General features: G+C 56.6%; 13 protein-coding genes. 9 read left to right on the forward strand and 4 right to left on the reverse strand.

The annotated features are described in order from the left end of the window. The first annotated feature begins 155 nt into the window (after positions 1-155). Positions 156-839, forward strand: a complete 684-nt coding sequence (locus tag QQJ87_RS02555; protein ID WP_284279758.1) for an SDR family NAD(P)-dependent oxidoreductase — start codon at positions 156-158, stop codon at positions 837-839. Positions 840-842: 3 nt separating this feature from the next. Here QQJ87_RS02555 and QQJ87_RS02560 read toward each other — a convergent pair whose 3' ends face one another. Continuing rightward, the gene (locus tag QQJ87_RS02560; RefSeq protein WP_284279759.1) at positions 843-1,463 is read right to left on the reverse strand and encodes a TetR family transcriptional regulator; all 621 of its coding nucleotides are present in this window, start codon (positions 1,461-1,463) and stop codon (positions 843-845) included. A gap of 125 nt (positions 1,464-1,588) precedes the next feature. Here QQJ87_RS02560 and QQJ87_RS02565 point away from each other — a divergent pair, with 125 nt between their 5' ends. The 4 genes from QQJ87_RS02565 to QQJ87_RS02580 are packed head-to-tail and all read left to right on the forward strand — an operon-like array spanning position 1,589 to position 8,980. Beyond that, positions 1,589-2,824, forward strand: a complete 1,236-nt coding sequence (locus QQJ87_RS02565) for an efflux RND transporter periplasmic adaptor subunit (protein WP_284279760.1) — start codon at positions 1,589-1,591, stop codon at positions 2,822-2,824. A gap of 12 nt (positions 2,825-2,836) precedes the next feature. Further along, positions 2,837-5,971: an efflux RND transporter permease subunit gene (locus tag QQJ87_RS02570; RefSeq protein ID WP_284279761.1), complete on the forward strand. Its 3,135-nt coding sequence runs from the start codon at positions 2,837-2,839 to the stop codon at positions 5,969-5,971. Next, on the forward strand, positions 5,964-7,382 hold the full coding sequence (locus QQJ87_RS02575) for an efflux transporter outer membrane subunit (protein WP_284279762.1): 1,419 nt from the start codon (positions 5,964-5,966) through the stop codon (positions 7,380-7,382). The genes QQJ87_RS02570 and QQJ87_RS02575 overlap by 8 nt, the downstream gene beginning before the upstream one ends. 29 nt (positions 7,383-7,411) lie before the next feature. Beyond that, entirely contained in the window at positions 7,412-8,980 is a 1,569-nt protein-coding gene (locus QQJ87_RS02580; RefSeq protein ID WP_284279763.1) for a carbon-nitrogen hydrolase family protein, read from the forward strand. A 4-nt stretch (positions 8,981-8,984) separates the two neighbouring features. On the opposite strand, the gene QQJ87_RS02585 is transcribed toward QQJ87_RS02580, so the two are convergent. The 3 genes from QQJ87_RS02585 to QQJ87_RS02595 all read right to left on the reverse strand — a co-directional run bounded on the left by QQJ87_RS02585 (position 8,985) and on the right by QQJ87_RS02595 (position 12,485). Continuing rightward, positions 8,985-10,370, reverse strand: a complete 1,386-nt coding sequence (locus tag QQJ87_RS02585) for a DUF1501 domain-containing protein (protein WP_284279764.1) — start codon at positions 10,368-10,370, stop codon at positions 8,985-8,987. A 5-nt stretch (positions 10,371-10,375) separates the two neighbouring features. Next, a complete protein-coding gene (locus QQJ87_RS02590; RefSeq protein WP_284279765.1) occupies positions 10,376-11,920 on the reverse strand; it encodes a DUF1800 domain-containing protein in 1,545 nt (514 codons plus the stop codon). 127 nt (positions 11,921-12,047) lie between these two features. Further along, positions 12,048-12,485: a VOC family protein gene (locus QQJ87_RS02595; RefSeq protein ID WP_284279766.1), complete on the reverse strand. Its 438-nt coding sequence runs from the start codon at positions 12,483-12,485 to the stop codon at positions 12,048-12,050. 200 nt (positions 12,486-12,685) lie between these two features. Here QQJ87_RS02595 and QQJ87_RS02600 point away from each other — a divergent pair, with 200 nt between their 5' ends. The 4 genes from QQJ87_RS02600 to QQJ87_RS02615 are packed head-to-tail and all read left to right on the forward strand — an operon-like array spanning position 12,686 to position 15,659. Beyond that, the gene (locus tag QQJ87_RS02600; protein WP_284279767.1) at positions 12,686-13,807 is read left to right on the forward strand and encodes an SMP-30/gluconolactonase/LRE family protein; all 1,122 of its coding nucleotides are present in this window, start codon (positions 12,686-12,688) and stop codon (positions 13,805-13,807) included. Between the two features lie 16 nt (positions 13,808-13,823). Beyond that, positions 13,824-14,342 (forward strand): Dps family protein, encoded by a 519-nt coding sequence (locus QQJ87_RS02605; RefSeq protein WP_284279768.1) that lies wholly within the window; start codon positions 13,824-13,826, stop codon positions 14,340-14,342. Positions 14,343-14,388: 46 nt separating this feature from the next. Continuing rightward, on the forward strand, positions 14,389-14,937 hold the full coding sequence (locus QQJ87_RS02610; protein ID WP_284279769.1) for a sigma-70 family RNA polymerase sigma factor: 549 nt from the start codon (positions 14,389-14,391) through the stop codon (positions 14,935-14,937). Further along, positions 14,934-15,659, forward strand: a complete 726-nt coding sequence (locus QQJ87_RS02615) for an anti-sigma factor (RefSeq protein WP_284279770.1) — start codon at positions 14,934-14,936, stop codon at positions 15,657-15,659. The genes QQJ87_RS02610 and QQJ87_RS02615 overlap by 4 nt, the downstream gene beginning before the upstream one ends. The last annotated feature ends 32 nt before the right edge of the window (positions 15,660-15,691 follow it).

A 15,691-nucleotide genomic window follows, 5' to 3' on the forward strand; every position in this document is an offset into this window, starting at 1 on the left:
ATGTGTCTCCTGACTGTGCTTGTCAGGTTTGACGGTCGCAAGGCCCGCTTTATCGATGGCCTGAATAGGGGTGCAACTTGTCGGGGGTACCCGTTTGGTCATGGGGCTTTCATGTCAGAATACCGGCAACACACACATGCAAGGAGTAGGGGCGTATGCTGGGCAAAGTGGCCATCGTGACCGGTGCGGCGGGTTATCTGGGGCAGGCTGTGTCGAATTATCTCGGCAAGGCGGGTTATCGCTTGTTGCTGGTGGACTTGAATCAGCCGCCCTGGGAAGGTGAAAGCGACGCCGTGTCCATTGGCAATGTGGATCTGACCCAACCCGACCATGCGCAGGAGGTGATCAATCAGGCGCTGGAATATTTCGGCCGTGTGGACGCCGTGGTCAACCTTGCCGGCGGTTTTTCATGGGAATTGCAAAACGGGGGTTCGCTGGAGGTGTGGGACACCCTGTACGCCAGCAATGTGCAAACTGCGGTGAACATGACCCAGGCGGTGTTGCCAATGTTTCAGGATCAACAGGCTGGAGTCATCGTCAACGTCGGGGCTTCCGCGGCAGGCAAGGCACTGGAGGGCATGGGCGCTTACGCCGCGGCAAAGTCGTCCGTACTTCGCCTGACAGAAGCCACTGCACAAGAAAACAAGGCCTTTGGAATTCGCGTGAATGCGGTTTTACCCAGCGTGCTGGACACCCCCACCAACCGTGATGCCATGCCCGATGCCAATCACAGCGATTGGGTAACACCCGATTCTTTGGCAGGCATCATTGAATTCTTGATGTCCGACGCGGCAAGAGACATTACGGGTGCTGGTTTGCCTGTGACGGGCCGGGTGTGAACCTCAGGGCTGCGAAGTCAGCCCAGCCAGAAAAGCGTCAATGGTGAAACGGGCCTGCGCCTGTAAATCAAAGGCCGCAGGTTCAAGTACCCAATTGGCAATCAATCCATCTAGAATGGCATGCAGGCCGATTGCGGCCTCGTGTGGTTTCACATGGCTTTTCAGCAAATTTCGGCTCAGGGCAACCTGAAAGTCCGACTCCACTTTGCCGATGCATTCATTGCGGCCGTGCAGGTGTCTGTCCCGCATGGGCAGCATGTCGTCGACCAGTTCCATCTTGTGCATCACGATTTCGAAAACCCGTCTCGCCCGCTCTTCATTCACCATCATGTCGGCCACTTGAAGGGCCGTGTTTCGAATGCGGTCCAATGGATTTGCTTCGGTCGCCTGGGCGGATTCCTGGGCAAATTCTTCCATGGGCAAAAACACCCGCTGCATCATGGCTTCAAACAGATCCGCCTTGTTTTTAAAGTGCCAATAGATGGCCCCACGGGTCAAGCCCGCCGACCTGGCAATCTCATTCAAGGATGTTCTGGAAACCCCTCTTTCTGAAAACACCGCCTCTGCGGTGTCCAGTATCAGGTTTCGGGTTTCCAGTGCTTCTTCTCGCGTCTTTCGTGCCACGGTGTCATCAAGAATTCATTAAAACGGGTTTACATACATTGATGTATGTATGTATTATCTGACCAATCGGTCAATAAATCAATCAGTCGCTTCAGCGACGGGCAACAAGACAACAGAGGTAAATCATGCAAACGTCGGCATCCAGTTCCCAGTATTTGAACGGGTTTTCCAGAGTGACAGTACTTCCCGGTTTATTGATCGGTGCTGCATCCTTGTTAATGCTGGCGGGCTGCAACAGCAAGGCGGGTGCGCAGGCACCAGGCCAGGGTGCGCCGCAAGCGGTGCCCGTGCCGGTGGTGGAAGTGCAGCCCAAGCCTTTTGAGCTGACTTTTGAATATCCGGCCCAGATTTCTGGTGTTCGTGAGGTGGAAATTCGCCCGCGTGTGTCTGGCATCATCGAGAAGCGACTGTTTGAAGAAGGTGGTCGGGTCAAGCAAGGTCAGTCCTTGTACAAACTCGACAATGCGCCATACGAAACTGCACTCGCCAAGGCCCTGGCTGATCAAAAAACAGCAGATGTACAGGCGGCGCAGGCCAAGCGCGATTTCAATCGAATTGAGCCTTTGATTGCCAGCAAAGCGGTTTCTCAGGCCGAATATGACAATGCAAAATCAGCCGTTGAACTGGCACAAGCCAATCAGGCGGTGGCCGCGTCCCGCGTGCGTGAGGCACGCTTGAACCTGGGTTATGCCCGTGTTGAATCACCCGTCAGTGGTTACGTCAGCCGTTCGCTGAAAACGGAAGGCAGCCTGGTGACTGGCCCCCAAGACTTGTTGACCACAGTGACTCAGGTGGACAAGGTTTATGCCAACTTCGGCATGCCGGAAGGCGACAACACCACCTTGCGCGAGGGGCTTGCCAACGGCAACATTCAGCTCGACAAGGGTGGCCTGAAAGTTGAAATCCTGAACTCCGAAGGCAAACCCAATGGCATGCAGGCCCGTCTTGCGTTTCAGGATGTTCGCGTCAACACCTCCACAGGCACAGTGGATGCACGCGCTTTGTTTGACAACAAAAATGACGCACTTAGCCCGGGGCAGTTTGTGCGCGTGCGCGTCAGCGGTGCCGTTGAAAAAAACACCATTCTCTTGCCCCAGCGCGCCGTCATTGAAAGCCCCATGGGTGGAAAGATCGTCATGACAGTGGACAAGGACAGCAAGGTGGCGCCCCGTCCTGTGAAGGTTGCACAGTGGAGCGGTGACCAGTGGGTCATCACCAGCGGCCTGAATGCCGGCGACAAGGTGATCACCGATGGCTACATCAAGACCCCACCGGGAACCCCCGTTGCACCGCAAATGCAGGCGGCCGGCAACGCAAACAAGCAGGCCGCACCCGCGGCTGCCCCTGCTGCCAAACAATAAGGGGCACACAGCATGTTTTCGAGATTTTTTATCGACAGGCCGGTGTTTGCGGCTGTTTTGTCCATTTTCATTGTGCTGGCGGGTCTGGCGTCCATGCGTGCCCTGCCGATTGCCCAATATCCTGAAATTGCACCGCCCGTGGTGCAAATTCGCGCAGCATACCCCGGCGCTTCTGCCGAGGTGATTGCCAAAACAGTGGCTGCCCCCATTGAAAACGCGGTCAACGGCGTGGAAAACATGATGTACATGAGTTCCACGTCCTCTTCCAGCGGTGCGCTGGAAATTGACGTCACCTTCGAGATCGGCACCGACGCAGATCAGGCCGCCCTGAACGTCAACAACCGGGTCAAACAGGTTGAAAACATTCTGCCCACTGAAGTGCGCAGGCAAGGGGTCACCGTTACAAAAGGCTCGTCTTCATTTTTGCAGGTGGTGGCGTTTTTCTCGCCCAGCGGCAAGTACGACGACTTTTTCACGTCCAACTACGTGACACTGAACGTGCTGGATCGCTTGAAGCGCATTCCAGGCACCACCAACGTCCAGATTTTTGGCGCGAAAGACTACGCAATGCGCATCTGGATCAAGCCGGACCGCATGGCACAGCTGAAGTTGACGGCACAAGACATTGCCAATGCCATCAACGAGCAAAATGCACAGTTTGCCGCGGGCAAGGTGGGTGAAGCGCCCATCATGGACAACCAGCAACTGGTGTACACCATCACCACCCAAGGCCGCCTGAGCGACCCCGCGCAGTTTGAAAACATTCTGTTGCGTGTGAATCCGGACGGTTCCGCCTTGCGTCTGAAAGACGTGGCTCGGGTTGAACTGGGCTCCAAGGACTACAACTTCATTGGCCGAGTCAATGGCAAGCCAGCAACTCTGGTGGGTATTTTCCTGCAACCCGGTGCCAACGCCCTGGGTGTGGCCGACGAGGTCAACAAAACCTTGCATGAGCTGAAAGAGCAATTTCCCGAGGGTCTGGACTACGCGGTGCCCTATGACACCACCCGTTTTGTGAAGGTCTCCATTCGCGAGGTGATCAAAACCCTGCTGGAAGCCATGGTGCTGGTGTTCATCGTCGTGTTTGTGTTTTTGCAAAACTGGCGCGCCACGCTGATTCCGACCCTGGCCGTGCCCGTGTCACTCATCGGTACGTTTGCCGGTCTGTACCTGCTGGGGTACTCGATCAACACGCTGACGCTGTTTGGCATGGTGCTGGCCATTGGTATCGTGGTGGACGACGCCATTGTGGTGCTTGAAAACGTGGAACGGATCATGCACGAAGACCACTTGCCGGCTCGGCGCGCAGCCATTCAGGCCATGCGTGAAGTGACCGGCCCAGTGGTGGCCATTGTGCTGGTGCTGACCGCTGTGTTTGTGCCGATTGCGTTTTTGGGCGGATTGACCGGTGAGCTGTATCGCCAGTTTGCGATCACCATTGCCATCGCCGTGATCATTTCCGGCATTGTGGCCTTGACGCTGACGCCAGCCCTGTGCGTGCTGATTCTTAAACACGAGCACAAATCCGACTCGCGCATCTTCCGGGCCTTCAACAACGGCTTTGGCCGTTTGACCCAGCGCTACGTCGGTGGCGTGCGGTTTCTGACGGCGCGCCCTTTGCTCGGCATCGTGCTGTTTGTGGTGATGCTGGGATTGACGGCAGGCCTGTGGAAAGCAATTCCCGGTTCGCTGGTGCCTGACGAAGACCAGGGCTACTACATCGCAGCGGTCTTCTTGCCCGATGGCGCCACCTTGCAACGCACTGACAAGGTGGTCAGCGAAGTGGTCGACAAAATCAAGCAAGACCCCGCCAACGAGTTCTCTGTGGCGTTTACGGGTTTCGACTTCCTGGGGGGCAGCTACAAAAACAGCGCCGCCACCATGTTTGTGACTCAGAAACACTGGGACGAACGCACCAAGGACACCAAGCAACTGGTGGGCGAATTGTTCGGTCAGACGGCCAACATCAAGGAAGGCTTGGTGCTGGCTTTCGCGCCCCCGCCCATTTTTGGTTTGGGGCAGGCCGGTGGCTTTGAGTTCTACATTCAGAACAAAAGCGACGCGTCTGTTCAGGAAATGGCCAAGGTGACGCAAGACTTCATGGCCGCGGCCAAGAAGGACCCTCGCCTCGGCATGGTGCAGACCCTCTGGCGGGCCAGCACGCCGCAGCTCTACGTGGACGTGGATCGCGAGCGTGCGGGTGCACTGGGTCTGAACCTGAACGATGTGTTCAACACCCTGAGCGCAAGCCTGGGCACCTATTACGTCAACGACTTTAACAAATATGGGCGCACCTGGCAGGTCTTGATGTCTGCTGACAAACAGTACCGAACCAACCCGGCCGACATCGGCAACATGTACGTGCGGTCCAACACCGGTGCAATGGTGCCGGTCAGTGCCTTTGCCAAGGTGGAGTATTCGGCGGGTCCGGAAACCCTGACGCGCTACAACAACCTGCCAGCGGTCAAGTTGCTGGGCAGTGGCGCGCCGGGTGTCAGCTCTGGCGAGGCAATCAAGGCCGTGGAAGACGTGGCTGCCAAGGTCTTGCCCAAAGGGTTCACCTATGAATTTTCAGGTGCATCCTTCCAGGAAAAGCGGGCCTCTGGCTCATCCAGCTTTGCACTGGTGTTGGGTGCCCTCATGGTGTTCCTGATTCTGGCCGCCCAGTATGAGCGCTGGACCTTGCCCTTGTCTGTGTTGCTGGCCATGCCGTTTGGCTTGTTCGGTGCCCTGTTGGCGGTCTGGCTGCGGGGTATGAGCAACGACGTGTACTTCCAGATTGGTTTGGTCACTTTGCTGGGCTTGGCCGCCAAAAACGCCATTTTGATTGTGGAATATGCCGTTCTCAAACGCACGCAGGGCATGGGTGCACTGGAGGCCTCACTTGAGGCAGCCCGTCTGCGTTTCCGCCCCATTCTGATGACGTCGCTGGCCTTCATTCTGGGCGTGGTGCCATTGGCCTTCTCGACAGGTGCTGGCGCGGGCGCTCGAACAGCGGTGGGTACGGGGGTCATGGGTGGCATGACAGCAGCAACACTGTTGGCCATTTTCTTTGTTCCCCTGTTCTATCGATTGATTGACCGCAGCAAAGTGGGCGGACGCCACCACGGCGATGAAGAAGAACAACAAGGAGAGCAGCATGAATAAGCTGATTTTGGCCAGCGCAGTCACGCTGGCCCTGAGCGGCTGCGCATCCCAGCTTCAAAGCTTGGGTTTGAGCAAGCCTGTTCCACAAACCATGCCAGCAGTTCAGGTGCCATCAGACGCCACTGCAGTGGGCCCGAATGAAGTCAAGGACGAACAGTGGTGGTTGCTGTTGAACAATCCGCAACTGACCGCAATCATTGAACAGGCCTTGAAGAACAACACCGATGTTCGTTTGGCTGAACAGCGACTGAATGAAGCGGGCGCACAACTGGGCATTGCCAAAAGCAACAAGTGGCCTGCCATATTTGGCGAGTTCACCAAAAACCGCAACAAGCCGACCCGCGCAGGCAACGTGCCGGTGTTTGGTGCCAACAGTGTGTATGAAGACAACAAGCTGGTGTTGGGCGCCAGCTGGGAACTTGACCTCTGGGGGCGCATCAGCGACCTGCAAGACGCCGCCGCTGCACAGTTCATGGCCCAGGGCTACAACCTGTCGGGCGTGCGTTTGAGCGTGTCGACAACCGCTGCCAGCCTGTACACGCGGGTGCGCGTCTATGGCTTGCTGGTCAAAATTGCTGAAGAAACCACTGAAAGCCGCAAGCAGGCGCTCGACCTGGCTCAGCAACGCTTCAACGTGGGTTTGACCAACGAGCTCCAATTGCGCCAGACCGAATCCGAGTATCTGGCTGTGAAAGCCCAATTGCCCGATTTGCGGCAAAACTACGCGCAGGCGCAAACGGCGTTGTCGATTCTGTTGGGGGGCAATCCGCCACCGATTGAACCGCTGCAAACGGACAGCCTGACCTTGTCAAAGTTTGTGGTGGTGCCGGAAGGCACCCCCAGTGACTTGCTGCTGCGTCGCCCGGACTTGGCCGCCGCCGAACAGCAGTTGAAGGCCGCTGACGCCAACCTGGCTGCAGCCCGGGCCGCGTTTTTCCCGACGATCAGCCTGACCGGCGTGGCAGGGCGAGAAAGCGCTGACCTGAAAAACCTGTTCACTGGCCCTTCACGCATCTGGAGCTTCACCACCGACATCACCCAGCCCATCTTTCAGGCGGGGCAGTTGCAAAGCCAGCGCGATGTGGTGCTTGCGCAGCGCAATCAGGCCGTCATCAACTACGAGGCCGCCATTCGCAAGGCCTTCGGTGAAGTAGACGACGCCATCACTTCGCAAATGCAGGCGCGAGACCGGCTGACAACCCGCGCACAACATGTACAAAGCCTGCAGCGCACGGTGGAGTTGGCGCAAAAGCGGGTCGACGCCGGGGTGTCTGGTAAACTTGAATTGTTGGACGCCCAACGCAACTTGCTGAACGCCCAACTGGACTGGGCCCAGGCCTGGGGCAGCCAGCAAAGCGCCTTGCTTGTCATGGTCAGTGCTTTGGGGGGTGGGTTCAAGGTGTTACCATGAGAAAGTAGCAATCTCAGGAGGTACGCGTTTTGACGACTCAAATCGATCAAACGGATTCCACAGAAAGCACCCATGTCGAGCATCGCTTGACACTCCGAACCCTGTGCCCGTCCGACTATCCGGACATCGCCCGCATCATGCGGGCGGTGTATCACAGCGCAGGGGGTGCCCTGCCCGAAGCCAAGTTTCTGTCCATTCTCAAAACTTTTCCCCAAGGTCAAATCTGCATTGAAGACGACGGGAAGGTCATTGCGGCTGCATTTGCCGTGGTGGTGGATTACGACAAATTTGGCGACAAACACACCTACATGGAAATCACCGGCAATGTGTATGCCACCACGCACGACCCCAAAGGCGATGTGTTGTATGGCATTGACGTGTTTGCCGACCCCGAATATCGCAATATGCGCTTGGGCCGTCGTCTCTACGAAGCCCGAAAGGAGCTTTGCCAGAACCTGAACTTGCGCGCCATCATGGCCGGTGGCCGAATTCCGGGTTATCGGGATTACAAAGAGACCATGTCGCCGCAACAGTACATCGAGGCAGTTCGGCGCAAAGACATCTACGACCCCATTCTGACCTTTCAGCTCAGCAACGATTTCGAGGTGAAACAGGTGTTGAAGGGCTACCTACCCGAAGACAAGGAATCCATGGGTTACGCCACCCTGCTGGAGTGGTTCAACATTTACTATGAGGCCGAAAAGCCCCAGTTGTTTGGAGCGCCCAAAACCACGGCCCGCATAGGCTGCGTGCAGTGGCAAATGCGCGAATTTCACAGCGCCGAAGACGTCATCAAACAGGCCGAGTATTTCATCAACGCCCTCAGCGACTACCGCTGCGACGTGGCCCTGTTCCCCGAGTTTTTCAACGCCCCGCTGATGGGCCTGGCGGGCAATGGCAATTCACTGGAGGCCATCCGCCACCTGGCAGGTTACACCGACCAGATCCGCGACGCCATGTCGCGCATGGCGGTGAGTTACAACATCAATGTGGTGGCTGGCTCCATGCCGGTGATGGAAGACGGCGTGCTGTACAACGTGGCCTACCTGTGCCGGCGCGACGGCACGGTGGACGAACAATACAAAATTCACCCCACCCCGCATGAAAAGCGCGAGTGGCTGATGGAAGGCGGCACACGTCTGAAAGTGTTTGACACCGACTTTGGCAAAGTGGGTGTGTTGATTTGCTACGATTCGGAATTTCCCGAACTCAGTCGCCTACTCTCCGACAAGGGCATGCAGATTTTGCTGGTGCCCTTCTGGACCGACACCAAAAACGGCTACTTGCGTGTGCGACGCTGTGCGCAGGCCCGCGCAATTGAAAACGAGTGCTATGTGGCCATTTCAGGCAGTTTCGGCAACCTGCCCAAGGTCGACAATGTGGACATTCAGTACGGGCAAACCGCGGTGTTTTCACCGTCCGACTTTGCGTTTCCGCACGACGCCATCATGGCTGAGACCACGCCCAACACTGAGATGACCCTCATCGTGGACGTCGATCTGGACAAGCTTCAAACCCTCAAAAACGAAGGGTCGGTGCGCAATTTTCTGGATCGTCGCCGCGACCTTTACAAAATTGTGTGGACGGGCGACGAGTAATTGGTCAGACCAACAGTCCGGGGGTCAGATCAAAGCGCTGAATGTTCGGACAAATCGTGGGCAATTCGCTGGTGGGCACGCCCATCCAGCGCGCCAAGGACGCGGCAAACTGATCCGTTGAAGTGGTGGGGATCAAGCGGCCGCGATCAGTGTATTGGGGCCCGGTCAGTGCTGTGGGTTCGGGCGTGCCGTAGAAACGTCCACCCTGCACTGCACCGCCAATCACGAAGTGGTGGCCGCCCCAACCGTGGTCGGTCCCATCGCCGTTTGAACTCAGGGTTCTTCCAAAATCAGACGCTGTAAAGGTACACACCTGCTTTTCCAGTCCCAGTTCTTGCACGCTGGTTTGAAAGGCAGCCAGGCCAGCAGCCAGCGTTTGCATCAACTCAGGGTGTCTGCCGGCCAGGTTGTCATGGGTGTCAAATCCGCCCAGGCCCACCATAAACACCTGCCGCTTCAGGCCCAACCTGGGGTGGGCCGCCAGCAACTGGGCCACCATTTTCAACTGCTCTGCCAGTGGGTTGTTGTCCGGAAAAGTGGTTTTCAGGGCGGGCAGCTCACCAAGGGCTGCCGACAGGTCTTTTTCCAGCGCGATAGACCGTTGAACCACGTCCAGATAAGCCTGTTCCAACACATGTGGGCTGCGTTGCATCAACAGGCGCAACGCCGCCTCAGAGGCTTGGTCTGACCCGTAAAGTGGACGTTGCAGGCAGTGGAAGGGAATGACCCCTTCCGGGCTGATTTGATACGACACAGCCCTTTCACCACTGACAAACAGGGCGTTGCCATGCACTGAAATGCAGGTCAGCGCCGCTTTGTGGTTGTGTGCCATCATGAGGTCGCCGATCCGCCCGCCCCAGCCGCTGCGTGCCAGCTGTGGTTGGTCGCTTTGCCAGGCGGATTGCTGGTCATTGTGTGAAAACAGCTTGTTGGGCAAAGCCACTTTGCCACTTTTGTAAGTGTCGAAGGTGGTGGGTTCCACCAGCGGGCCCACATTCAACTGCACAGCCATTTGGCCCTGGTTAAACAAAGGCATCAGGGGGGCCAGGTCAGGCGCAAGGGCAAACTGCATATCCTGGGGCAACGGTGTTTTTGGCTTCAACAGCGTTGCAGTCAAGCGGTCTCGGTCAAACGCCATGCCCTCACGCACCGCAGCGTAAGCGCTGTGATTGACGTCGTCATAGGGCACCACTGTGTTGGCGTAATCATTTCCGCCATACAGAAACACGCACACAATGGCTTTGTAATCGTCCGCATGCAATGCCGCTGCCTCGCACAGGCTGTTCAAGCCCATTGCCCAAGGAGAGGCTGCGCCCATGGCCGCCACTTGGGCCGAGCGCTTCAAAAAAAGCCTGCGGCTTTGAAATCCGGGTTTCGTGCTGCTGACCATTTTGTTTACCTCTGCACGCGATAGTCCGGGGAAATCATGACCAGAAAGACCGCCGTGGCCACCTTGGCGGCCGGGCCTTTGGGTCCGCTTTCACTGTCTTTCACGGCCCCTGCAATCACTTCTGCACTTTCAGCGCTTAATTGACCTGCACACAGCAGGGTGTTCAACTGTTCTACCAGCGCACCCGGTTGATTCGCCAGCGCCAACAAACCACTGTAATCGGGTTTGAGCTGCTTCATCCGTCCGGACGCGACCGCCTGCATGAAGTTGGCGTAGCTTGCCGTGGTGGACTCGTTCGTGATTTCCATCTCGGGGGCATAAAAAGGTCGCACCGGCTGGCTCGCACTTTTCAGGGCGTAATCGGGTCGAAAGAAATTGAAAACAGACGCCGCCGTGAACGGGCTTTGACCCAGAGGGCGGTCCAGGTTCGGAATATTCCAGGCGCCGTTCTCGGGTTGCGCATTGAATGTTTTGGCCCACTGCACAAAACACACCATGGGTTCCCGAATTTTTCCATGGGTTGGATTGTGGGGGTCGTACTGGCGCGCCTCACGGTCCAGCAGAATGGCTTTGAACACCGCGGCCAAGTCTCCACGCACACCTTGCCCGTTGTTGTTGAACTTCTGGGCCACGCGTTTCACGTAGGCCGGGCTTGGGTTGCTGGTCACAAGGCGCTGAATCATCTGGCGGCAGAAAAACGGCCCTGTGTTGGGATGTTCGAACAGGTGGTCAAGCGCCATTTCCAAAGCCAATTCACCGTCGGTGCCTGCCGGAATGTGCAAGCCAAGAAACTGAACGTCTTCAGGGCTGTGGCGTCGGGGTGCGAACTGCATGGGGTTCTTGAAGCGGGCCGGGTTCTCCGGCAACTGCTCGCCCGCCAGGTCAGCGTGCCAACCCGTGAACACGCGTGACAAATTGGTAATGTCGTCTTGCGAGTACGTGTCAACGGTGTTGCCTGATGCGTCCAGTCGCGGGGTGCCATCCAGATTCAGTTGCACCAAACCAATTGTGAACAGCTGCATCACTTCCCGAGCGTAATTCTCGTCGGGGGCACGCCCCGTTTTCGGATTGGCCCGTTGATTGTTCAGGGTACTCAGGTATTTGCCCATCGGAAACGACAGCGTGACCCGTTCCAGCAGGGTTCTGAAATTGCCAAAGGCTTGCTCGTTCAGCAGATCCCACCAAGCAGCAACGGCGAAAGATTTTGGTTTGGGAACGCCGCCGAGTCCTTTGGCCGACACCACGAAAAACTCTGACAATGCCAGCGCAACCCGCTTGCGGACTTGATCGTCCTGACCTATCAGCTGAAACCAGATCATGCTGTTGGCGGCTTTGAAGCCCCCACTGGTGTCCTGGTTGAAACCTTGAGCGACCAACCAGTCCCAGCCGCTTTGCTCCGGTGGCCGGTTGATTTGTCCATTTAACCAGGGCTCAAATCCCATCTTCTGAACCCGATCGATTTCAGCGGGTGTGGAAGAGAACTGGGCCTGCTGCAAAAACCTGGCCGCATCTTCTGCTGTGATGGACTGGCGTGTGAGGGAAAAATTCATGGGCTGGCATCCTGAGCGAATGACTGACTTAACGTCGTTTCATTCAATTCAGAATACCGAAAGTACCCCTGGGGTGACGAAATACCCGTTTGGGGGAGAGTTCCCCCAGTCCGCGAAGATGACGTACTTATTTCGCGAAAATCTGATCCATGTTGGCAAATGCCTTGAACTCCAGCGCGTTTCCTGCCGGGTCCATGAAAAACATGGTTGCCTGCTCACCGGGCAGCCCTTTGAAACGAATGTAGGGCTCAATCACAAATTTTGTGCCCCGGGCCTTCAGGCGATCAGCAAGCGCATGCCACTGTTCCATCGTGAGAATCACGCCAAAGTGTTTGCAGGGCACCTTGTGGCCATCCACATCGCTGGTCGCTGTGGTCCCGCATTCTTCAGGGGCCAGGTGGGCCACCAGCTGATGGCCGAAAAAATTGAAGTCCACCCAGTGTTCTGCGCTGCGGCCCTCTTCACAGCCCATCACTTCACCGTAAAACTGGCGCGCCACCGCGATGTTGTCCACAGGAAAGGCCAGGTGAAAGGGTTGAAGCGAGGATGTGCTGGCGGTGCTCATGGCTTGGGTCTCATGTTGAAGGTCAAAAATGCACTATAAGAGTTCACCGGGCCTTTTCCCAATCGGACAAACCCTAAAAGTCAGTTGACGCAATTTGACACATTCGATGCGACTTAGTGGTTCTGTTTTCCAGCGTTTGCCGGGACGCCGCTGTGCAAAACGTTATGATCAAAGACTGTCGATCTGAATTGAATACGGACATGACTCTTTCAAAAAAATGGTTGTTCTGGGTGGTGTTTGTGCCGGTGGCACTTATTGTGGCGGTGGCCCTGTTTGGTGAAACACCGGCAAGTCCGGTGGCCTGGACCCCACAGGCTGCACCCAGTTTGACGGATGGTGTTTACGCCAGCAACGACAAGCTGCAAAACACACAAGTGTTTGGTTCATTCAATCTGCTTCAGCCCGAATCGATTGCCCCCGGGCCCAATGGCGTGCTGTACACAGGCATGAACACCGGCGAGGTGGTGCGTTTGAATCCGGGTGATTTGCGGGTCAAAAATCTGCCAACCACTGCGCCGTTTGCCTTGCTCGCAAACACGGGCGGCCGACCACTGGGCATGGTGTACAACCCCCGGGTTGGCCTGATTGTGGCAGACGGGCAACGCGGCCTGCTTCAAATCCAGCCCGAGGGGGGTGTCAAGGTGTTGTCTCAACAGGCAGACGGTGTTCCGTTTGGTTTCACCGACGACGTGGCTGTCACGGCAGACGGCCATTACGCTTACTTTACTGATGCTTCCAGCAAATTCAAATATCCCGAATTCACACTCGACATTCTGGAACATCAAGGCCACGGTCGCCTTTTGCGTTATGACTTTGAAACAGGTCAGACACAAACCTTGCTGTCTGGTCTTCAGTTTGCAAACGGCGTAACCCTGTCCAGCGCCGAAGATTACGTTCTGGTGAACGAGACCGGTGCTTACCGAATTACCCGGTACTGGCTCAAGGGGGACAAACAGGGTCAATCAGACACCTTTGTGGACAACCTGCCAGGCTTTCCCGACAACATCCGAAACGACGGTCACGATGTTTTTTGGGTCGCCATTCCAAGCCTGCGCGACCCCATGCTGGATTTCCTGTCTGACAAACCCGCTTTGCGCAAAGCGCTCAGCCGACTGCTGGTGCATGTCGAGTTTCCGGTCAAGCCACACGCCATGGCGCTTGCATTCGATGCCCAAGGCAAGGTGCTTGAAAATCTGCAGGCCCCCAAGGCAAACGGCTACTACTACATCACCCAAGTCACCCCTGTGGGCAAAAAACTGTATTTCAGCTCTGTGCACATCAACGGCATTGCAGAAACATTAAACCCCCTGATGAACCCATAACAGACAAGGAGAAACCATGGCCAAGTCCAACCCATCAAAGTCCGCCAAAAAGCCAGACATGCCATCGATCAATATAGGCATTCCTGAATCTCAAAGGGCTGCCATTGCGCAGGGCTTGAGCCGGCTGCTGGCTGAAACGTACACGCTTTACCTCACCACGCACAATTTTCACTGGAACGTGACCGGGCCAATGTTTAATACACTGCACACCATGTTCATGGGCCAGTACACCGAGATGTGGAATGCGGTAGACCCGATTGCCGAACGCATTCGAGCACTCGGTTTTCACGCCCCGGGCTCGTATGCCGAGTTCAGCAAGCTGAGCACGCTGGCTGACGCCCCTGCAAACCCCCCCAAAGCGCTGGCCATGGTTGAATTGCTGGCCAAAGGACACGAGGCCATTGCACGCACTGCGCGTGAAGTGTTTGACGTGGTGGATTCTGCCAATGATCAGCCTTCCGCTGACATTCTGACCCAGCGCATGGATATTCATGAGAAGACAGCCTGGATGTTGCGCGCCCTGCTGGAAGATTGAAACGGTGCCGTGCATCCAGGCTGTCTTCTCAGGGGTAGTGTGATCAGTGAGCGCTCAATTTCAACCCGATCAAACCGAATTTGACTACGAAGCCGCCTTGCTGGCCTGTGCCAGGGGCGAGCGTTTTGCGCTGCAGGCCATCTACGCGCGTGACAGCCGCTGGTTGTACGCGGTGGTTCTAAGGTTGGTCAAACGCCGTGAACTGGCTGAAGAGGTGCTTCATGATGCCATGTTGAAGGTCTGGAAGCGCGCCAAACTGTATTCCCCCGCGCTGGGCTCGGCCCGCGGATGGGTGTACACCGTGGTTCGCAATCAGGCCCTCAATGAATTGAGAAAACACAAAAGCGAAGTCAACGCAGAAGACCACGATTTGCCCGAGTTGGGGCAGGAAGACAATCAGGAGTTGGCGCAGGATGCCCAACGGCTGAGCCGATGTCTGGCCAATTTGGAAGAAACCAAACGCAACGCCATTTTGCTGGCTTTTCTGGACGGGTACAGCCACGAAGAAGTGGCCCATCGACTAGGGGCGCCACTTGGCAGTGTGAAGTCGTGGATCAGGCGTGGATTGCTTAAATTGAAGGAGTGTTTGGGATGAGTGAATCGCAAACGGATCTCAAACACATGGATGCCGGTGAATATGTGCTGGGCGTGCTGTCCGACAGCGAGCGCCGAGACTTTGAAGCCCGCATGGCTCAAGACCCGGCGCTGACGCGCGCGGTTCAGGACTGGACAGATCACTTTGCAACCCTGTCCACCCGAATAGACGCACCGCCTGCACCGGGTGGGGTTTGGCGCCGTATCAGCAGTTCTCTGGACACGGAGGGCAACAAGTCATCAATCGGTTCGTCGCGTTGGCTCTCCACGCTCTGGAAAGGCTGGGCGGTGGGCGCCACTGTGGCCCTGGTCGGCGTTTCAAGTCAGTTGTTTAGTGTGCATTCCCCGGCCGCCCGTTACGTGGCCATTTTGAAAAATCCGCAACCAGGCGGCAACCTTGATCAAGGTGAGTGGCTGGTCGAAGCGCAAGCCAATGGCACGGTGGCCCTGTATCAAATTGGTCGTCTGCCATTGCAAACGCCTCCTCAAGAACAGGGCAAGTCCTTGCAGTTCTGGACCAAAGAACCTGGTGCAAAAGGTCCTACCTCATTGGGCCTGGTGGAATTGGGCAAACCCTTGGTATTGCCCGCGTCGGCATTGCCAGCCTTGATGGATCAACAGCTGTTTGAAGTCACATTGGAGCCCCGCAACGGCTCGCCTTATGACAAGCCGTCCGGGCCAGTGTTGCTGGTTGGCAGGGCCGTGGCCCTGAACCAGAACTAGAGGGGTGCGTGATCAGCGATTGCCGCGAATAC

Source organism: Limnobacter litoralis, assembly GCF_030160455.1.
In the GTDB taxonomy this organism is placed as follows: domain Bacteria; phylum Pseudomonadota; class Gammaproteobacteria; order Burkholderiales; family Burkholderiaceae_B; genus Limnobacter; species Limnobacter litoralis.